Genomic DNA, 14,707 nt, shown 5'->3' with positions numbered 1-14,707 from the left:
AGAAAAGGCCGCGCAAGCGGCCTTTTTTGTGTCCGGTATTGATTTACCGGCGATCCAGAGAAATTGTGCCCGGCCCGGTCATCGCCAGCAGCAGGAAGCCGCCCGCGATACTGACGTTTTTCCAGAAGTTAATCATATTCGGTACCACTGCATCACCGGTCATATCCCAGTAATGGTGGCCAATCACCGCCGTACCCAGCGTATAGAAAATAAAGATAACCGCCAGCGGGCGCGTGAAGAAGCCCAGCACAATCAGAATGGCGACCGGTACTTCCATGATGATGGCGATAATCGCCGACAGGGTTGGCATTGGTGCGCCCGAGGACGCCATATACTGAACCGTGCCATCAAAGCCGAGCATTTTCGGATAACCGAAAAGGATAAACAGCAAAACGAGAGCGATGCGCGCGATAAGCAGCATCAGCGAACGTGATGCGCCAAAGTCGAAATAACGTAGTGTGTTCATAGTCTTCCATTATGTTAAGACGTGTTCTTAAAACGTAATACACAATGTGACACTCTGCCACGCGATGCGACGTTATGTTTACTGATTGTTGAAAAGGTCGCCAGCGCGACCTTTTTACTGACTTACAGCGACTTAAGCGCCACGCGTTCATCGGTGAGTGCATCGCGCGCAAGCGGTTTGCCCGACTGAATCAGCTTGCGTAGCACGCGCACTTCGCGGCCCTGATTAAGCGCCACAGCCCCAACCAGCGCCCCATCGCGCAGCTGAAACCAGATAGCTTTTCGCTCATCCGGGTTCCCGCGACAAATCCAGTTTTCACCCTGCATCTTGCCCACGAACTGCAGGTTATCGCTGAATTGATCGCTCCAGAACCAGCCCGGTGTGGCAACGGGAAGCGGTTGATCTAACATGGCAGCCGCAGCGGTTTGCGCCTGAAAATTGGCATTTTCCCAGCTTTCAATGCGATGCAGGGAGCCGTCAGGTTGACGCGTTATCGCCACATCACCGGCGGCGAAAATGGCCGGATCGGACGTCATACCGCGTGCATCCACCACGATAGCGTTGGCCGTTTCCAGCCCGGCATCGCGGGCAAGGGTGTCGTTCGCCACAATGCCGATGCCGTAAATCACCGCATCCGCCTGCAGCTGTTCGCCGCTTTGTAATGTCAGCATGACCTTTTCGCCGGCCTCAACGTGTTCAATGGCGCTGTTGAGCAGCAAACGCACGCCTGCTTGCTGGTGGCGGCGAATCAAATAGTCACGCACCGGCGGCGGGGCGTTTCGGCCCATCACGGTTGGCGCAAGTTCTACTACCGTCACCTGGCATCCACGCTGTGTTGCGCTGGCTGCCAGCTCAAGGCCAATGGTTCCCGCGCCGACAATCACCAGCGATTTTCCGGCGTCCAGCACCGGGCGTAGCCGTTCAGCATCAGCGGCATGACGCAGCGTAAAGCAGCGTTCGCCCAGCGCATCCAGCATCGGCAGAGGACGCGCCGCTGCCCCGGTGGCTATCAGCAATTTCGTCCAGGGATAGTGTTGACCGTCCGCCAGCACCACCGTTTTGGCCTGGCGGTCAAGATGGCGGATTGTCACGCCCAGATGCAACTGAACGTTATTCGCCAGCCACCAGTCGGCGGCGAGGACTGGTTGCAGTTGCGGATTATCGTCAAGCAGCATCGCTTTCGACAACGGTGGGCGTTCATAGGGGAGTTGCTGTTCATCGGAGAAAAGATGTATTTCGCCGCCAAAACCCAACTGACGCAGTGATGCCGCCGCCATCGCTGCGGCCTGACCACCACCGATAATGGCAATAATTTCATTATTCATGGTGGCTCCTTAGAGATCGCGTCCGGCGGCAACGTGGCGAATGCCGCGAATGCCCAGGCCCGCGTCGGCGTTAATCATGACGCCACTCAGCGCCCGATTATTGCGCCGTGACGCCAGCATCACATAGGGCCCGGTGAAGTCTGCCGGGTCGGGGAAGAATTGCAGCGGCAGAATGGCGGCAATTTTTTCCGGCGTCAGCGACTGCATAATCGAGGTATCGCTCTGCCCCAGCGCCTGCGGGCCACGCAGATCGCTTGCCATGCCACAAGGGCCGACGCCGTTGACGCGCACTTTTGGCGCCAGTTCATAGGCAAGCTGGCGAATTAAACCCGTCGCCGCGTGTTTGCTGGCGGTATACAGCGGGCCGCCGCCCCCCGGATACCAGGCGGCGTTTGAGAGCGTGAAAATGATGCTGCCTTCGCTGGCGATCAGCGCCGGGGCGCAGACTTTCGCACCCAGTAAATACCCGAGCACGTTGACGTTAAACAGCTCGTGGAAGCCGCTCTCCAGCGCGTCGGCAGGTGTGTTCACCAGCGAGGCGTTATGATCCCAGATGCCCGCGTTACCGATAAAACAGTCCAGCTTGCCAAACTGCGTCAGCGTCTGGTCAACCGCACGCTGATAATCGGCGTAACAGGTGACGTTCCCCTCGACCGCCAGCACATGTTCGCCAAAACGCTGGCGCAGGCTGGCAACCTTCGCGCCCGACAGTTCGAGCGTGGCAACCTTTGCACCCTCTTCAATAAAGCGCTCGACCAGCGCGAGCCCCAGGCCGGAGCCGCCACCGGTGATGAAAACCACTTCATCTTTTAAATCACTCATGACGCCTCCTCCGGAAGATCAACAAACACTTCGCCGCCTTCCACATACACCGCGTATGTGGCGATAGCATCGGTTGCGGGCAGGCACAGCGCTTTACCGGTTTTCAGGCAGAAACTGGCGGCGTGTAACGGGCATTCCACAGTGGCATCATCTTCCAGATACCCTTCAGACATCGACGCGTTGCCGTGGCTGCAACGGTCGTTGATGGCAAAGAATTCCCCGCCGACGTGAAACAGGGCGATAACGGGGGACGTTTCCAGCCGGAGCGCTTCGCCCTCCGGCAACTCCGCAGTGGAGCAGGCAAATACACGGCTCATCAGAACAATACACTCAGGTTGTGGGAGGTGATCACCGCCTGGTCGAGCACGATTTCACGTGCCAGCAGACGCCACTGTTCGCCATCCAGGCGGCGCACTTTGTCGAAGCGCATTCCGATGTAAAAGGTTTCATCACGCTCTTTTTGCGCGCGATAGAGCAAATAATTCACGCGAACGGCAAACACATCCGGCTGCGCTGTTTCGCTCACCTGGATATTACTGACCATATGGCGCGTGCGTGACGGCGGCTCCTCGGCCCACGCCATCCCGGTTTCCAGGCGGGCGATTCGGCGCTCGAGCTGATCTTTGTTGTCGTTAAAGATCCAGGTCGTCGGCGGCTGTTTCCCTTTACGACGATCGCGGGTTTGTGCGTTTACCGTGGTGCGCATGGTGTAGATGATGTCGTCATCAAGCTGATCCAGCCAGTCGCGGAAACGCCAGTCGTCGAGCAGTGACGCTTCCAGATAGAGAAACTGGGCGATGCGATGATGCAGTTCTAAAGAGACGGGATTGCTCATTTCATCACCTCCTGCTGGTAGGCGGCGGTTTTCTCATCCACTTCCTGCCAGGTATCGCTGGAGAGGAGATCGGCCCAACGCTGATACATCCCGCGCGCGGCGGTTTCTGAGAAGATGTAGTTGGTCATGCCCGGAATGCCGTCTTCGCGACGTTTCTCCTGGCCCAGCCCCATTTGCAGGCAGAGCTGGCTGTTACGGGCTTTGTTGCCTTTCAGCAGCTTCTGGATTTCACACCAGTTTTCCGAGTCATCCTGCTCGAGGAAACCCGCCGGGCCGAAGGCGCGGGTGGCGCTGTTTTCAAAGGCCGCTTTAACCTCATCAGAGGCGGCTTTATCGGTGATACAGAAGGCCCACACTTCCACCTGATCCGGGCCGCGGGGGTGCCAGACGCGTAGTGTGGCGGTGCCGTTCAGCCACGAGAGCGTCGGAAAAATATTGTTATGACCGGCCAGACGCAGGGCGCGCACTTTACCCAGTCGCTGCTCGGCTTCGTCGTAGGTTTCGCGGTAATAGCTGGAGACAGCGCCGTCTACCCAAACGTTGGCGTCCGGTTTTTCAGTGAAGAAGAAGCCGCTGCCGTGCCCGTCCTGGCCGAACTGTAAGGCATCTTTCGCCGTTTCCCACACCGGACGCGCGGTCTGGCCGTCGCCAAGATGTTTATCACTGCCGTCATCTTTCGCACCGAGCACCTGCACGGCGGAAGCATGGCTGAAGAGGGCGTGATACTGGTCGCTGGCGAACTGTTCTGCCGGGAATTTCCAGTTGCAGTTGATCACCCATTTCTGCACGCCGCCGACGATTTCGGTACCGCCTTCCCGGCGATCCAGCATACCGTCGAGATACCAGGCCATATCACCCAGATAATCCAGCAGCGGCGGGGCGGAGGTATCCCAGTTGGCAAAAATCAGCCCCTTGTAGCTTTCTACGCAGGGCACTTCGTTTAATCCCCAATGGGATTTACACAAGCCCTGCGGATAGGCGCGTGGCTCCAGCGGCACATCAATCAGCTCGCCGTTAATGCCGTAAGACCAGCCGTGGTAGGGGCAGGTGAATGCTTTGGTATTGCCGCAATCGGCATAGCTCACGCGCATGGCGCGGTGGCGACACTGGTTCAAAAAGGCTTTGATACTGCCGTCTTTCTGGCGCACGACAACGACTGCGTCTTCGCCCATGTAGGTGTTAAAAAAGTCGCCAGCTTTTGGGATCTGGCTTTCGTGCGCCAGGAACAGCCAGCAACGACCAAAAATGCGTTCAAGCTCCAGTTGATAGATGTCAGGATCGGTGTAAATGCGCGGGGTCACGCTACCGTTGTGGGTATCGATCAGAGAGTAGATGTCTACAGGTGTTTTCGTGGTCATATCGTTATCTCGTGGGTAAGAGGTATTGACCTTCTGGTTTTTGTGTCTTTACTATGTTGCTAATTGGTTGTTGTTATGTGAAATACTTAATTTCTACCAGCTGAGACGTTTTATCTATGACAGGGAGAAGGGCATGGAACTGAGACACCTTCGCTACTTTGTGGCCGTCGCGCAGGAGCTAAACTTCACGCGCGCGGCGGAAAAACTGCATACCTCGCAGCCGTCGCTCAGTAGTCAGATCCGCGACCTGGAGCAGTGCGTGGGCGTCTCGTTGCTGGAGAGAGATAAACGCAAAGTAACGCTGACCACGGCGGGTGAATGTTTTCTAACCGATGCGCTCGCGATCCTTGATCAGGCAGAGCAGGCGAAGGTTCGCGCACGTAGCGCTGCCATGCAGGGAAATCATCTGGTGATTGGTTTTGTACCTTCGGCGGAAGTCAATTTGCTGCCGAAAGTGATGCCGCTGTTGCGCTTGCGTCAACCCGAAACGCACATCGAACTGGTGAGCCTGATAACCACCCAGCAGGAAGAAAAATTGCGCAGCGGCGAGCTGGATGTCGGCCTGATGCGCCATCCCATCTATAACCCGGAAATTGATTATCTGGAGCTGTTTCATGAACCGCTGGCGGTGGTGATGCCCGCCACGCATCCGCTGGCGCGGGAGCGTAAAATTAGTGCGGCACAGCTAAACGGCGTTGATTTTATCAGTACCGATCCCGCTTATTCCGGCGCGCTGGCGTCGATCGTCGATAAGTGGCTTACCGATCAGCAGTGTCAGCCGAAGATAGTGCAGATGGCGACCAATATTCTGGTCACCATGAACCTGGTGGGCATGGGGCTCGGCGTGTCGCTCATCCCCGGTTACATGCAGAGTTTCAACACCGGGCAGGTGGTGTTTCGCCCGCTGGCGGGCGATGCGCCGACAATCGCCCTGCTGATGGCGTGGAAAAAGGGCGAGTTGAAACCGGCGCTGCGCGACTTTATTGATATTGTGAAGACGCGATGTGAGTTGCTGTAACTCTCATATTTCTGTGAATCCGGTGTGCGGTCATCGAAAATAAGTGACGAAGATCACGATTTTTAATCCGTACTCGCGCCAGGCAAACGTTTTACCGCCAGACTGTCGCCTCCATTCTGGAGGAAATCATGGTCTTGCACTCAACGCGCTGGCTGGCGCTCAGTTACTTCACCTATTTTTTCAGCTACGGTATTTTTCTGCCTTTCTGGAGCGTCTGGCTCAAGGGCGCAGGGCTAACGCCTGAAACCATCGGCGTTCTGCTTGGCGCGGGCCTGGTAGCACGTTTTCTTGGTAGCCTGCTGATTGCGCCGCGTGTGAGCGATCCCTCCCGATTAATCAGCGTGTTGCGTGTTCTGGCGCTGCTAACGCTGCTGTTTGCGATGGCCTTCTGGGCCGGTAGTCACGTTGCCTGGTTGATGGTGGTGATGATTGGCTTTAACCTCTTTTTCTCGCCGCTGGTGCCGCTGACCGATGCGCTTGCCAATACCTGGCAGAAGCAAATCACCATGGATTATGGCCGGGTGCGCCTCTGGGGCTCGATTGCCTTTGTGATTGGCTCGGCGTTGACGGGCAAACTGGTTAGCTTGTTTGATTATCATGCGATTCTGGTGCTGCTAAGCCTGGGGATCGCTTCTATGCTGCTCGGTATGCTGTTGCGGCCTTCAGTCATGCCGCAAGGGGCATCTCGTCATCAGGAGGCGGCGGGGTGGCGCGCCTGGCGAACGCTGGTGGCGCAGAGCTGGCGTTTCCTCGCCTGCGTGTGCTTATTACAAGGCGCGCATGCGGCCTACTATGGTTTCAGCGCTATTTACTGGCAGGGGGCGGGTTATTCTGCTTCGTCGGTAGGGTACCTCTGGTCGCTCGGCGTGGTGGCTGAAGTGGTGATTTTTGCTCTGAGCAAAAAAGTTTTCCGCCGCTTTAGCGCGCGTGACCTGCTGCTACTGTCGGCGGTGTGCGGCGTGATTCGCTGGGGAATCATGGGCTGGACTACAGAACTACTGTGGCTGATTGTCGCGCAGATCCTGCACTGCGGAACCTTTACCGTCTGCCATCTGGCGGCCATGCGTTATATCGCCGCGCGTCAGGGAAATGAAGTGATTCGCCTGCAGGCCGTGTACTCTGCGGTGGCGATGGGCGGCAGTATCGCGGTGATGACGGTATTCGCCGGTTTCCTGTACCAGCATCTGCACCAGGGCGTATTCTGGGTGATGGCGCTGGTCGCGCTGCCGGCGTTGATTCTGCGCCCGAAAGCGGTAACCGCTTAAGCGTCGAGGATCTTGCAGATGTGCTGCCGCTGATGATCGCTTAATGGCCGATCGGCATGGATCAGCGGCGGTGAGAACAACGGCAGGGCGATTGCGTAGGGCGACACCACCAGGCTGGCACTTTTCGGCGCGCCCTCTTTCTGGAAGGTTCGCGCCGCCAGATATTTTACATTGAGCGGCAGCAGGGTGAGTTCCCGAAGCTGCTGCTCAATTTCTTGCTCCAGCGCCGGGTTATCACCCGTCAGGAGCACCACTTCTTTCTCATGTAACTCGCTCTCCTGCATGAGCCCCGCACCAAAAATAATGGCAATCAGCGCCGCCTCTTCATGACTGAATTGCAGAGTATAGCGTGTCTCGAAATCAGCCAACGCCTCGCGCGTGGTGCGCATTAATCGCGGATACAGCCGGTGAATCTCTTCGGTGAGATGCGTATCAATGCCGATGCCGAAAATACAGCGATTCAGCGCCTGTGCAAGGTGAATATAGAGCTGATCGCGCAGGCTTTTTTCATCACCCAACTGCCGCCCGGCCAGTTGCTGAAAACGGTCAATAAGCTGGTCAATCGCCAGATGTAACTGACGATCCTGCGCATGACCATCGTAAACCGGGTTGGGCGTGCGCATCAGCATAAACAGCAGTGCCAGAAACTGTTGTTCGCTACAGTGAGGCTGCCGGTGAATGCGTCGTTGCCAGTGGCGGATAATCTCGGCGGCCACCTGAAACTCCTGAGTGGTACGGGTCCAGGTACTTTGCAGCGAGTTAAAAGTAGGGCTCTCTCCCTGATGATGCTGAAGCAGGCAGTATTGCAGGTAGAGGCGCAAGAACTGTGTGTCGCGGCACTCGAACTGGCGTTGTAAGCTACGCCCGCAGCGGTTAACCAGCGCCTGCAAATTAGTATCGTCGTACAGCGTGCGGGCGATGCCCTGCTGTTTAAGCTGCGTTTTAAGCGCCGGGGTAAAATGGTGGCTGACAAAATGCGGGCATAAACGGAAGGCGCGCCGCAGCCAGTGCAGTAAGCACAGGCGTAAATCGAGCGTGGTGCCTTCAATCCGATAGCTGCCGTCCGCTCCGCTGGCAATCGCCAGACGATGGTAACGCTGGATCTCCTCTCCCGTCTCGGCTATATCTTGCCGGGCCGTTGTTGCATCGACACCATTCACTTCGCCAATGAATTCGGGCGTAATGGTATGGTCGGGAAGGTAGAACATCAGCAGCACCTGGCAGCGGCGCTGTGGACTGGAAAGCACAGATGGAGGTTCCATAAGCGTCATCATCTGAAAGATTCCAGTTTGCGTTTTTGATAAGAATAGCTAAAGGATAGTCTTTCGTCGGAGTGCTCAGCCTCTTTACGTAAGGAATATCGGCGTCGGTCACAGAATTTTTCACTGAGGAACGGATGAAGAGAGTGAAACAAAGCGTAAGTCTGCTCTTTTTCGCGGTTTTATCGCCTAGCGCCCAGGCGCACCCGCATAGCTTTATCACCCTGACGACGCAGGTCGTGGCACAGGATGGGCAGATGAGCGGTCTGAAAATGCGCTGGGTAATGGATGAATTAACATCAGCAGACCTGTTGTATGACGCCGGAAAGGCTAAACCGGGCGATGAAGTGTGGAAAAAACTGGCGGCGGAGGTGATGGCTAACGTGCTGGGCCAGCACTACTTCACCGAATTCTGGCACAACGGCAAAAAGGTAAAATTTGAAAATCTGCCAACTGACTACGGTCTGGCGCGGGAGGGGCATCAGGCGGTGCTGACGTTTACGCTGCCGCTGGCGAATCCCCAGACGTTAGCCGGGCAGACCTATTCCTTCTCGACGTTTGATCCAACCTATTACGTCGATATGCACTATGAAAAGGACGGGGATGTCTCGCTGCCCGCGAGTTTGCAATCGGCCTGCAAACTGGCGGTGCATACGCCGCAGCCCAGTGAAGAGATGATGTCATATGCGTTGTCGCTCGATAAAGAAGATGCGCCGGATGAAGACATGGAACTTGGCAAACAATTTGCCCAGAAGGTGACGCTAACATGTCAGTGAATGCGCTCGTTAAACGCCCGTCACACCGCTGGCTGGCGCTCTGGCCGTTGGCCGTTTTTCTGCTGCTGAGCGTGCTGGCGGGTTTCTGGCTGTGGCAGGCATGGCCGCAAATCATGATAAAAAGCATCATCTGGCAGCGTGAAGTGAATCAGCAGATGAGCGGATTGCTGAAGGCGGTGTCGGAGAATCCAACCCAGGCGGGCGGCTCGCTGCTGCTGTTTAGCTTTATCTACGGCGTGCTGCATGCGTTAGGGCCGGGGCACGGAAAAGTGGTGATTGCCACCTGGCTGGCTACGCATCCCTCAAAGCTCAAATCAAGTATTGGACTGACGCTGGCCTCGTCACTGTTACAGGGGCTGGTGGCGATTGCGCTGGTCGTGGTGGTGTTAACGCTGCTGCAATTACCCGCGCGACAGCTTCACGTGAGCGGGTTCTGGCTGGAGAAAGCCAGCTATGCGCTGGTGGGCGTGTTGGGGCTGATGCTGTGTTGGCGAGCGTTGAAAACGCTACGACGACTGCTGCGTAAACCGACTTTTACCGCGTTTAAACCGGTTCACATCCATGATGAACACTGCGGATGCGGGCATAAACATCTGCCCGATCCGGAGCAAATTCGCAGCGGCGACGACTGGCGCGCGCGCCTGATGGTGGTGCTCTCGATGGGCATGCGTCCGTGCTCTGGCGCAATAATGGTGCTGTTGTTCAGTAAAGTGATTGGCGTATTTGCCTGGGGAATGGCATCGGCGCTGGCAATGGCGGCGGGTACGTCTCTGACCATCTCATCGCTCGCGCTACTGGTGCACAGTTTCCGCCAACTGGCGGTACGGCTGAGTGGAAATCGAGCGCCGGTATTATGGCGACAGGTGGGCTGGACAACGCTGGCATTAGCCGGTGGCGCGCTATTGATGACGGCGGCAGTGGTGATGTGGGTGAGTGCGGTGCCGGTTGGGCGGGGGATGCGGCCGTTTTAAAAGTGGGATGAGGGATACACTGACATTTTTGTCGGCCCGGTAAGCGTGAGCGCCACCGGGCACAACAATTGTTTAGCGCTTCAGCGCTTCGCTCAACTGGTCACGCATGTTCGCCAGCATCGCTTTGACAACGCGTGCGTTACCCGCAACCACGTTGCCGGTCATCATGTAGTTATGACCACCGGTGAAATCGCACACCAGAGCGCCCGCTTCGCGCGCCAGCAGTTCACCTGCGGCGAAATCCCACGGCTTCAGACCAATTTCAAAGAAACCATCTACGCGGCCTGCGGCAACGTAAGCCAGATCCAGCGCTGCGGAACCGGTGCGACGGAAGTCGGCACATTCGGTGAACAGGTTACCCAGAATATTCATGTATGCAGGAGCGTGCTGTTTGGCTTTGAACGGGAAACCGGTCGCCAGAATCGTGCCGTCGAGGTCACGCGCGGTGCTGCAACGCAGACGGTAGCCGTTCAACTGTGCGCCCTGACCACGAGTCGCGGTGAAGAGTTCGTTACGCATGGGATCGTAAACCACCGCAACTTCAGTACGGCCTTTGATGCGTACGGCGATGGAGACCGCAAAGTGCGGCAGACGTTTAACGAAGTTAGTGGTGCCATCCAGTGGATCGATAACCCATTGAACATCCAGATCGTCGCCAACATGTTCACCGCTTTCTTCGGTGATAATGGTGTGTTGCGGGTAAGATTTGCGAATGGTTTCGATGATAATGGCTTCAGCCGCTTTATCAACGTTGGTTACGAAATCGTTGCTGCCTTTCTGGCTGGTTTCAACAGAATCAGGCGTTTCGTAATGTTTGGCAATCAGGTTACCCGCCTTGCGCGCGGCGCGCACGGCGATGTTCAGCATCGGATGCATCAGGTTACTCTCACTGGATGTTAAAGAACGGGGAAAAACGGCGCATATCATAACAGCGAATTCGGACTCTGTCTTCGCTTTATGATAATATGGCCGAATAATCTTTAGACGAAGAAAGACAATGCTGCAAAATATTCGAATTGTGCTGGTTGAAACCTCTCACACCGGCAATATGGGCTCAGTGGCCCGCGCCATGAAAACCATGGGTTTAACCAATCTTTGGCTGGTAAATCCGCTGGTAAAACCTGACTCCCAGGCTATCGCTCTGGCTGCCGGAGCCAGCGATGTCATTGGTAGCGCCAATATTGTCGATACGCTCGATGAAGCGCTGGCGGGGTGCAGCCTGGTGGTCGGTACCAGCGCGCGTTCGCGCACGCTGCCGTGGCCGATGCTCGACCCGCGCGAATGTGGGCTGAAAAGCGTTGCTGAAGCGGAACACGCGCCGGTGGCGCTGGTGTTTGGCCGTGAGCGCGTTGGCCTGACCAACGAAGAATTGCAAAAATGCCATTATCACGTCGCGATTGCCGCTAACCCGGAATACAGCTCGCTGAACCTGGCGATGGCGGTGCAGGTTATCTCTTATGAGGTGCGCATGGCGTGGCTGGCGGCGCAGGAAAGCGGTGAAGCAAAAGCCGAGCACGACGAAACGCCGTATCCGCTGGTTGATGATCTGGAACGTTTCTATGGTCATCTGGAACAAACGCTGCTGAGTACCGGCTTTATCCGCGAAAACCATCCGGGGCAGGTCATGAACAAACTGCGTCGTTTGTTTACGCGAGCGCGTCCGGAAAGCCAGGAGCTGAACATCCTGCGCGGGATTCTGGCGTCGATTGAGCAGCAGAATAAGAAGTCATAAGGGCCACCCTCACCCTAACCCTCTCCCTGAGAGAGAGGACAGATTGTGCGCGGTGTTCCCCCTCTCCCTGTGGGAGAGGGCCGGGGTGAGGGCATCAGACCGCACTGAATGTTAAATACCTGACTAAATTACTCAAGTAAATAGTTGACCATTTTACTCGGGAATGTCAGACTTGGTCCTGCTATGCAATACCCACACATATATTATTAAAAACCCCGGGCAGGGGCGAGTTTGAGGTTAAGTAAGACATGAGACTGACATCTAAAGGGCGTTACGCCGTGACCGCGATGCTGGACGTTGCACTCAACTCCGAAGCGGGCCCGGTGCCGTTGGCCGATATTTCAGAACGACAGGGAATTTCACTTTCCTACCTGGAGCAGCTGTTCTCCCGTCTGCGTAAAAATGGTCTGGTATCCAGCGTTCGCGGCCCTGGCGGCGGCTATCTGCTGGGTAAAGAAGCTAACCACATCGCGGTTGGCGAAGTTATCAGCGCAGTTGACGAATCCGTCGATGCGACCCGTTGTCAGGGTAAAGGCGGCTGCCAGGGTGGCGATAAATGCCTGACTCACGCACTGTGGCGCGACCTGAGCGATCGCCTGACCGGCTTCCTGAACAACATTACGCTGGGCGAACTGGTGAATAACCAGGAAGTACTGGATGTGTCTGGTCGCCAGCACACCCATGAAACCACGCGCAGCACCCGTGCGCAAGACGCAATCGACGTCAAACTGCGCGCGTAAAATAACTATCCGCGCGACGGATAATAAAGAGATTTCAGAATCAGGCCGGAGCGTACCGCGCTCCGTCTCCTCGGTCGTACATCCAGCCGATAGCCTGATTCCTTGCATTGAAGCGATGTACGGAGTTTAAGAGCAATGAAATTACCGATTTATCTCGATTACTCCGCAACCACGCCGGTGGACCCGCGTGTTGCCGAGAAAATGATGCAGTTTTTGACCCTGGACGGAACCTTTGGTAACCCGGCCTCCCGTTCTCACCGTTTTGGCTGGCAGGCTGAAGAAGCGGTAGATATCGCCCGTAATCAGATTGCCGATCTGGTCGGTGCGGATCCTCGCGAAATCGTCTTCACCTCCGGTGCAACCGAATCGGACAACCTGGCAATTAAAGGTGCAGCCAACTTTTATCAGAAAAAAGGCAAGCACATTATTACCAGCAAAACCGAGCATAAAGCTGTGCTGGACACCTGCCGTCAGCTTGAGCGTGAAGGTTTTGAAGTCACCTACCTTGCCCCTCAGCGCAACGGTATCATTGACCTGAAAGAACTCGAAGCGGCGATGCGTGATGACACCATCCTCGTTTCTATCATGCACGTGAACAACGAAATCGGTGTGGTACAGGACATCGCGACCATCGGCGAAATGTGCCGTGCGCGCGGTATTGTTTACCACGTTGATGCGACCCAGAGCGTGGGCAAACTGCCTATCGACCTGAGCCAGCTGAAAGTTGACCTGATGTCCTTCTCCGGCCACAAAATCTATGGCCCGAAAGGCATTGGCGCGCTGTATGTGCGTCGTAAACCGCGTATCCGCATCGAAGCACAGATGCACGGCGGCGGTCACGAGCGCGGCATGCGTTCCGGTACTCTGCCTGTTCACCAGATCGTCGGCATGGGCGAAGCTTACCGTATCGCGAAAGAAGAGATGGAAACCGAAATGGCCCGTCTGCGCGGTCTGCGTAACCGTCTGTGGAACGGCGTGAAGGATATGGAAGAAGTTTACCTGAACGGTGACCTTGAGCAGGGCGCACCGAACATCCTTAACGTCAGCTTCAACTTTGTTGAAGGTGAATCGCTGATTATGGCGCTGAAAGATCTGGCCGTGTCTTCCGGTTCCGCCTGTACGTCTGCAAGCCTCGAGCCATCCTACGTGCTGCGCGCACTGGGTATGACCGACGAGCTGGCACACAGCTCTATCCGTTTCTCTTTAGGTCGTTTTACTACCGAAGAAGAGATTGACTACACCATTCAACTGGTTCGTAACTCCATTGGCCGTCTGCGCGACCTTTCTCCTCTGTGGGAAATGTTCAAACAGGGCGTGGATCTGAACAGCATCGAATGGTCACATCACTAATCGGTAGATAAGAGGAATTCAATCATGGCATACAGCGAAAAAGTTATTGATCATTACGAGAACCCGCGCAACGTTGGCTCTTTCGACAACAGCGATGAGAGCGTCGGTAGCGGCATGGTTGGCGCGCCAGCGTGTGGCGACGTGATGAAGTTGCAGATCAAAGTCAACAATGAAGGTATCATTGAAGACGCGCGTTTCAAGACCTACGGCTGCGGTTCTGCCATTGCGTCCAGCTCGCTGGTTACCGAATGGGTAAAAGGCAAGTCTCTGGACGAAGCACAGGCGATTAAAAACACCGACATCGCAGACGAGCTTGAACTGCCGCCAGTGAAAATTCACTGCTCTATCCTGGCAGAAGACGCGATTAAAGCCGCCATTGCGGATTACAAAAGCAAACGTGAAGCAAAATAAGAATTGAGGTTTTGTTATGTCGATTACATTGAGCGACAGTGCAGCAGCGCGAGTCAATACCTTCCTGGCCAACCGTGGTAAAGGGTTTGGTCTGCGTCTGGGCGTGAGAACTTCCGGCTGCTCGGGTATGGCGTATGTACTGGAATTTGTTGATGAACCTGCGGCAGAAGATACCGTGTTCGAAGACAAAGGCGTGAAGGTAGTGATCGACGGTAAAAGCCTGCAATTCCTCGACGGCACTCAACTGGACTTCGTTAAAGAAGGCCTGAACGAAGGGTTTAAATTCACCAACCCGAACGTCAAAGATGAGTGCGGTTGCGGCGAAAGCTTTAACGTGTAACTGAACGTCACCAACCCCACCGCAGGCCATCTGTGGGTG

17 protein-coding genes are annotated in these 14,707 nt (G+C 55.8%); 9 read left to right on the top strand and 8 right to left on the bottom strand.

From position 1 onward, the window contains the following. Window positions 1–43: 43 nt before the first annotated feature. The 6 genes from DBY68_RS02285 to hcaE form a co-directional block, all read right to left on the bottom strand. A complete protein-coding gene (locus tag DBY68_RS02285) occupies window positions 44–466 on the bottom strand; it encodes a DoxX family protein (RefSeq protein WP_108473374.1) in 423 nt (140 codons plus the stop codon). 122 nt (window positions 467–588) lie between these two features. After that, complete coding sequence (gene hcaD / locus DBY68_RS02280; protein WP_108473375.1) at window positions 589–1,791, bottom strand: phenylpropionate dioxygenase ferredoxin reductase subunit; 1,203 nt, start codon at window positions 1,789–1,791, stop codon at window positions 589–591. Between the two features lie 9 nt (window positions 1,792–1,800). After that, window positions 1,801–2,613 (bottom strand): 3-phenylpropionate-dihydrodiol/cinnamic acid-dihydrodiol dehydrogenase, encoded by an 813-nt coding sequence (gene hcaB, locus DBY68_RS02275; RefSeq protein ID WP_108473376.1) that lies wholly within the window; start codon window positions 2,611–2,613, stop codon window positions 1,801–1,803. Continuing rightward, entirely contained in the window at window positions 2,610–2,930 is a 321-nt protein-coding gene (hcaC, locus tag DBY68_RS02270; RefSeq protein WP_108473377.1) for a 3-phenylpropionate/cinnamic acid dioxygenase ferredoxin subunit, read from the bottom strand. The genes hcaB and hcaC overlap by 4 nt, the downstream gene beginning before the upstream one ends. Then, a complete protein-coding gene (gene hcaF / locus DBY68_RS02265; protein ID WP_108473378.1) occupies window positions 2,930–3,448 on the bottom strand; it encodes a 3-phenylpropionate/cinnamic acid dioxygenase subunit beta in 519 nt (172 codons plus the stop codon). Before hcaF ends, hcaC begins: the two co-directional genes overlap by 1 nt. Continuing rightward, a complete protein-coding gene (gene hcaE, locus DBY68_RS02260) occupies window positions 3,445–4,806 on the bottom strand; it encodes a 3-phenylpropionate/cinnamic acid dioxygenase subunit alpha (RefSeq protein WP_108473379.1) in 1,362 nt (453 codons plus the stop codon). The genes hcaF and hcaE overlap by 4 nt, the downstream gene beginning before the upstream one ends. Window positions 4,807–4,939: 133 nt before the next feature. On the opposite strand from hcaE, the gene hcaR reads away from it, so the two are divergent. Both hcaR and DBY68_RS02250 read left to right on the top strand, forming a co-directional pair. Beyond that, window positions 4,940–5,824: a DNA-binding transcriptional regulator HcaR gene (gene hcaR, locus DBY68_RS02255; protein ID WP_108473380.1), complete on the top strand. Its 885-nt coding sequence runs from the start codon at window positions 4,940–4,942 to the stop codon at window positions 5,822–5,824. A 128-nt stretch (window positions 5,825–5,952) separates the two neighbouring features. Beyond that, complete coding sequence (locus DBY68_RS02250) at window positions 5,953–7,089, top strand: 3-phenylpropionate MFS transporter (RefSeq protein WP_108473381.1); 1,137 nt, start codon at window positions 5,953–5,955, stop codon at window positions 7,087–7,089. Here the strand turns inward: DBY68_RS02250 and csiE are convergent. After that, a complete protein-coding gene (gene csiE / locus DBY68_RS02245) occupies window positions 7,086–8,363 on the bottom strand; it encodes a stationary phase inducible protein CsiE (protein ID WP_108473382.1) in 1,278 nt (425 codons plus the stop codon). The two genes, DBY68_RS02250 and csiE, sit on opposite strands and share 4 nt — an antisense overlap. A gap of 122 nt (window positions 8,364–8,485) precedes the next feature. Between csiE and DBY68_RS02240 the strand changes: the two genes are divergently transcribed. Together DBY68_RS02240 and DBY68_RS02235 are read left to right on the top strand one after the other, a co-directional pair. Continuing rightward, window positions 8,486–9,124: a DUF1007 family protein gene (locus tag DBY68_RS02240; RefSeq protein WP_108473383.1), complete on the top strand. Its 639-nt coding sequence runs from the start codon at window positions 8,486–8,488 to the stop codon at window positions 9,122–9,124. Next, entirely contained in the window at window positions 9,115–10,095 is a 981-nt protein-coding gene (locus tag DBY68_RS02235; RefSeq protein WP_108473384.1) for a nickel/cobalt transporter, read from the top strand. The genes DBY68_RS02240 and DBY68_RS02235 overlap by 10 nt, the downstream gene beginning before the upstream one ends. Before the next feature lie 72 nt (window positions 10,096–10,167). Here DBY68_RS02235 and suhB read toward each other — a convergent pair whose 3' ends face one another. Next, the gene (gene suhB, locus DBY68_RS02230; protein WP_108473385.1) at window positions 10,168–10,971 is read right to left on the bottom strand and encodes an inositol-1-monophosphatase; all 804 of its coding nucleotides are present in this window, start codon (window positions 10,969–10,971) and stop codon (window positions 10,168–10,170) included. Between the two features lie 121 nt (window positions 10,972–11,092). On the opposite strand from suhB, the gene trmJ reads away from it, so the two are divergent. From trmJ to iscA, 5 genes are all read left to right on the top strand, one after another. Beyond that, a complete protein-coding gene (gene trmJ, locus DBY68_RS02225; RefSeq protein WP_108473386.1) occupies window positions 11,093–11,827 on the top strand; it encodes a tRNA (cytosine(32)/uridine(32)-2'-O)-methyltransferase TrmJ in 735 nt (244 codons plus the stop codon). Window positions 11,828–12,075: 248 nt separating this feature from the next. Then, on the top strand, window positions 12,076–12,567 hold the full coding sequence (iscR, locus tag DBY68_RS02215; RefSeq protein ID WP_015963423.1) for a Fe-S cluster assembly transcriptional regulator IscR: 492 nt from the start codon (window positions 12,076–12,078) through the stop codon (window positions 12,565–12,567). Window positions 12,568–12,702: 135 nt separating this feature from the next. Beyond that, the gene (gene iscS / locus DBY68_RS02210) at window positions 12,703–13,917 is read left to right on the top strand and encodes a cysteine desulfurase (protein ID WP_015963424.1); all 1,215 of its coding nucleotides are present in this window, start codon (window positions 12,703–12,705) and stop codon (window positions 13,915–13,917) included. A 24-nt stretch (window positions 13,918–13,941) separates the two neighbouring features. Beyond that, window positions 13,942–14,328: a Fe-S cluster assembly scaffold IscU gene (gene iscU / locus DBY68_RS02205; RefSeq protein WP_005120408.1), complete on the top strand. Its 387-nt coding sequence runs from the start codon at window positions 13,942–13,944 to the stop codon at window positions 14,326–14,328. A gap of 16 nt (window positions 14,329–14,344) precedes the next feature. Beyond that, window positions 14,345–14,668, top strand: coding sequence for an iron-sulfur cluster assembly protein IscA (gene iscA / locus DBY68_RS02200; protein ID WP_004104506.1), 324 nt, complete (start codon window positions 14,345–14,347; stop codon window positions 14,666–14,668). Window positions 14,669–14,707 lie beyond the last annotated feature (39 nt).

This window comes from Pseudocitrobacter sp. RIT415 (assembly GCF_003057695.2).
GTDB lineage: Bacteria > Pseudomonadota > Gammaproteobacteria > Enterobacterales > Enterobacteriaceae > Pseudocitrobacter > Pseudocitrobacter faecalis.
The sequence above is the reverse complement of the archived record's forward strand: the minus strand, read 5'-3'. Positions and strand labels throughout refer to the sequence as shown.

Excerpts from the sequence above, each read along its gene's own strand:
- iscR (WP_015963423.1), top strand. The coding sequence starts at position 12,076 with ATGAGACTGACATCTAAAGGGCGTTACGCCGTGACCGCGATGCTGGAC.
- hcaR (WP_108473380.1), top strand. The coding sequence starts at position 4,940 with ATGGAACTGAGACACCTTCGCTACTTTGTGGCCGTCGCGCAGGAGCTA.
- DBY68_RS02285 (WP_108473374.1), bottom strand. The coding sequence starts at position 466 with ATGAACACACTACGTTATTTCGACTTTGGCGCATCACGTTCGCTGATG.
- DBY68_RS02240 (WP_108473383.1), top strand. The coding sequence starts at position 8,486 with ATGAAGAGAGTGAAACAAAGCGTAAGTCTGCTCTTTTTCGCGGTTTTA.
- hcaD (WP_108473375.1), bottom strand. The coding sequence starts at position 1,791 with ATGAATAATGAAATTATTGCCATTATCGGTGGTGGTCAGGCCGCAGCG.
- DBY68_RS02250 (WP_108473381.1), top strand. The coding sequence starts at position 5,953 with ATGGTCTTGCACTCAACGCGCTGGCTGGCGCTCAGTTACTTCACCTAT.
- hcaE (WP_108473379.1), bottom strand. The coding sequence starts at position 4,806 with ATGACCACGAAAACACCTGTAGACATCTACTCTCTGATCGATACCCAC.
- hcaC (WP_108473377.1), bottom strand. The coding sequence starts at position 2,930 with ATGAGCCGTGTATTTGCCTGCTCCACTGCGGAGTTGCCGGAGGGCGAA.
- hcaF (WP_108473378.1), bottom strand. The coding sequence starts at position 3,448 with ATGAGCAATCCCGTCTCTTTAGAACTGCATCATCGCATCGCCCAGTTT.
- csiE (WP_108473382.1), bottom strand. The coding sequence starts at position 8,363 with ATGATGACGCTTATGGAACCTCCATCTGTGCTTTCCAGTCCACAGCGC.
- trmJ (WP_108473386.1), top strand. The coding sequence starts at position 11,093 with ATGCTGCAAAATATTCGAATTGTGCTGGTTGAAACCTCTCACACCGGC.
- iscA (WP_004104506.1), top strand. The coding sequence starts at position 14,345 with ATGTCGATTACATTGAGCGACAGTGCAGCAGCGCGAGTCAATACCTTC.
- hcaB (WP_108473376.1), bottom strand. The coding sequence starts at position 2,613 with ATGAGTGATTTAAAAGATGAAGTGGTTTTCATCACCGGTGGCGGCTCC.
- iscU (WP_005120408.1), top strand. The coding sequence starts at position 13,942 with ATGGCATACAGCGAAAAAGTTATTGATCATTACGAGAACCCGCGCAAC.
- iscS (WP_015963424.1), top strand. The coding sequence starts at position 12,703 with ATGAAATTACCGATTTATCTCGATTACTCCGCAACCACGCCGGTGGAC.
- suhB (WP_108473385.1), bottom strand. The coding sequence starts at position 10,971 with ATGCATCCGATGCTGAACATCGCCGTGCGCGCCGCGCGCAAGGCGGGT.
- DBY68_RS02235 (WP_108473384.1), top strand. The coding sequence starts at position 9,115 with ATGTCAGTGAATGCGCTCGTTAAACGCCCGTCACACCGCTGGCTGGCG.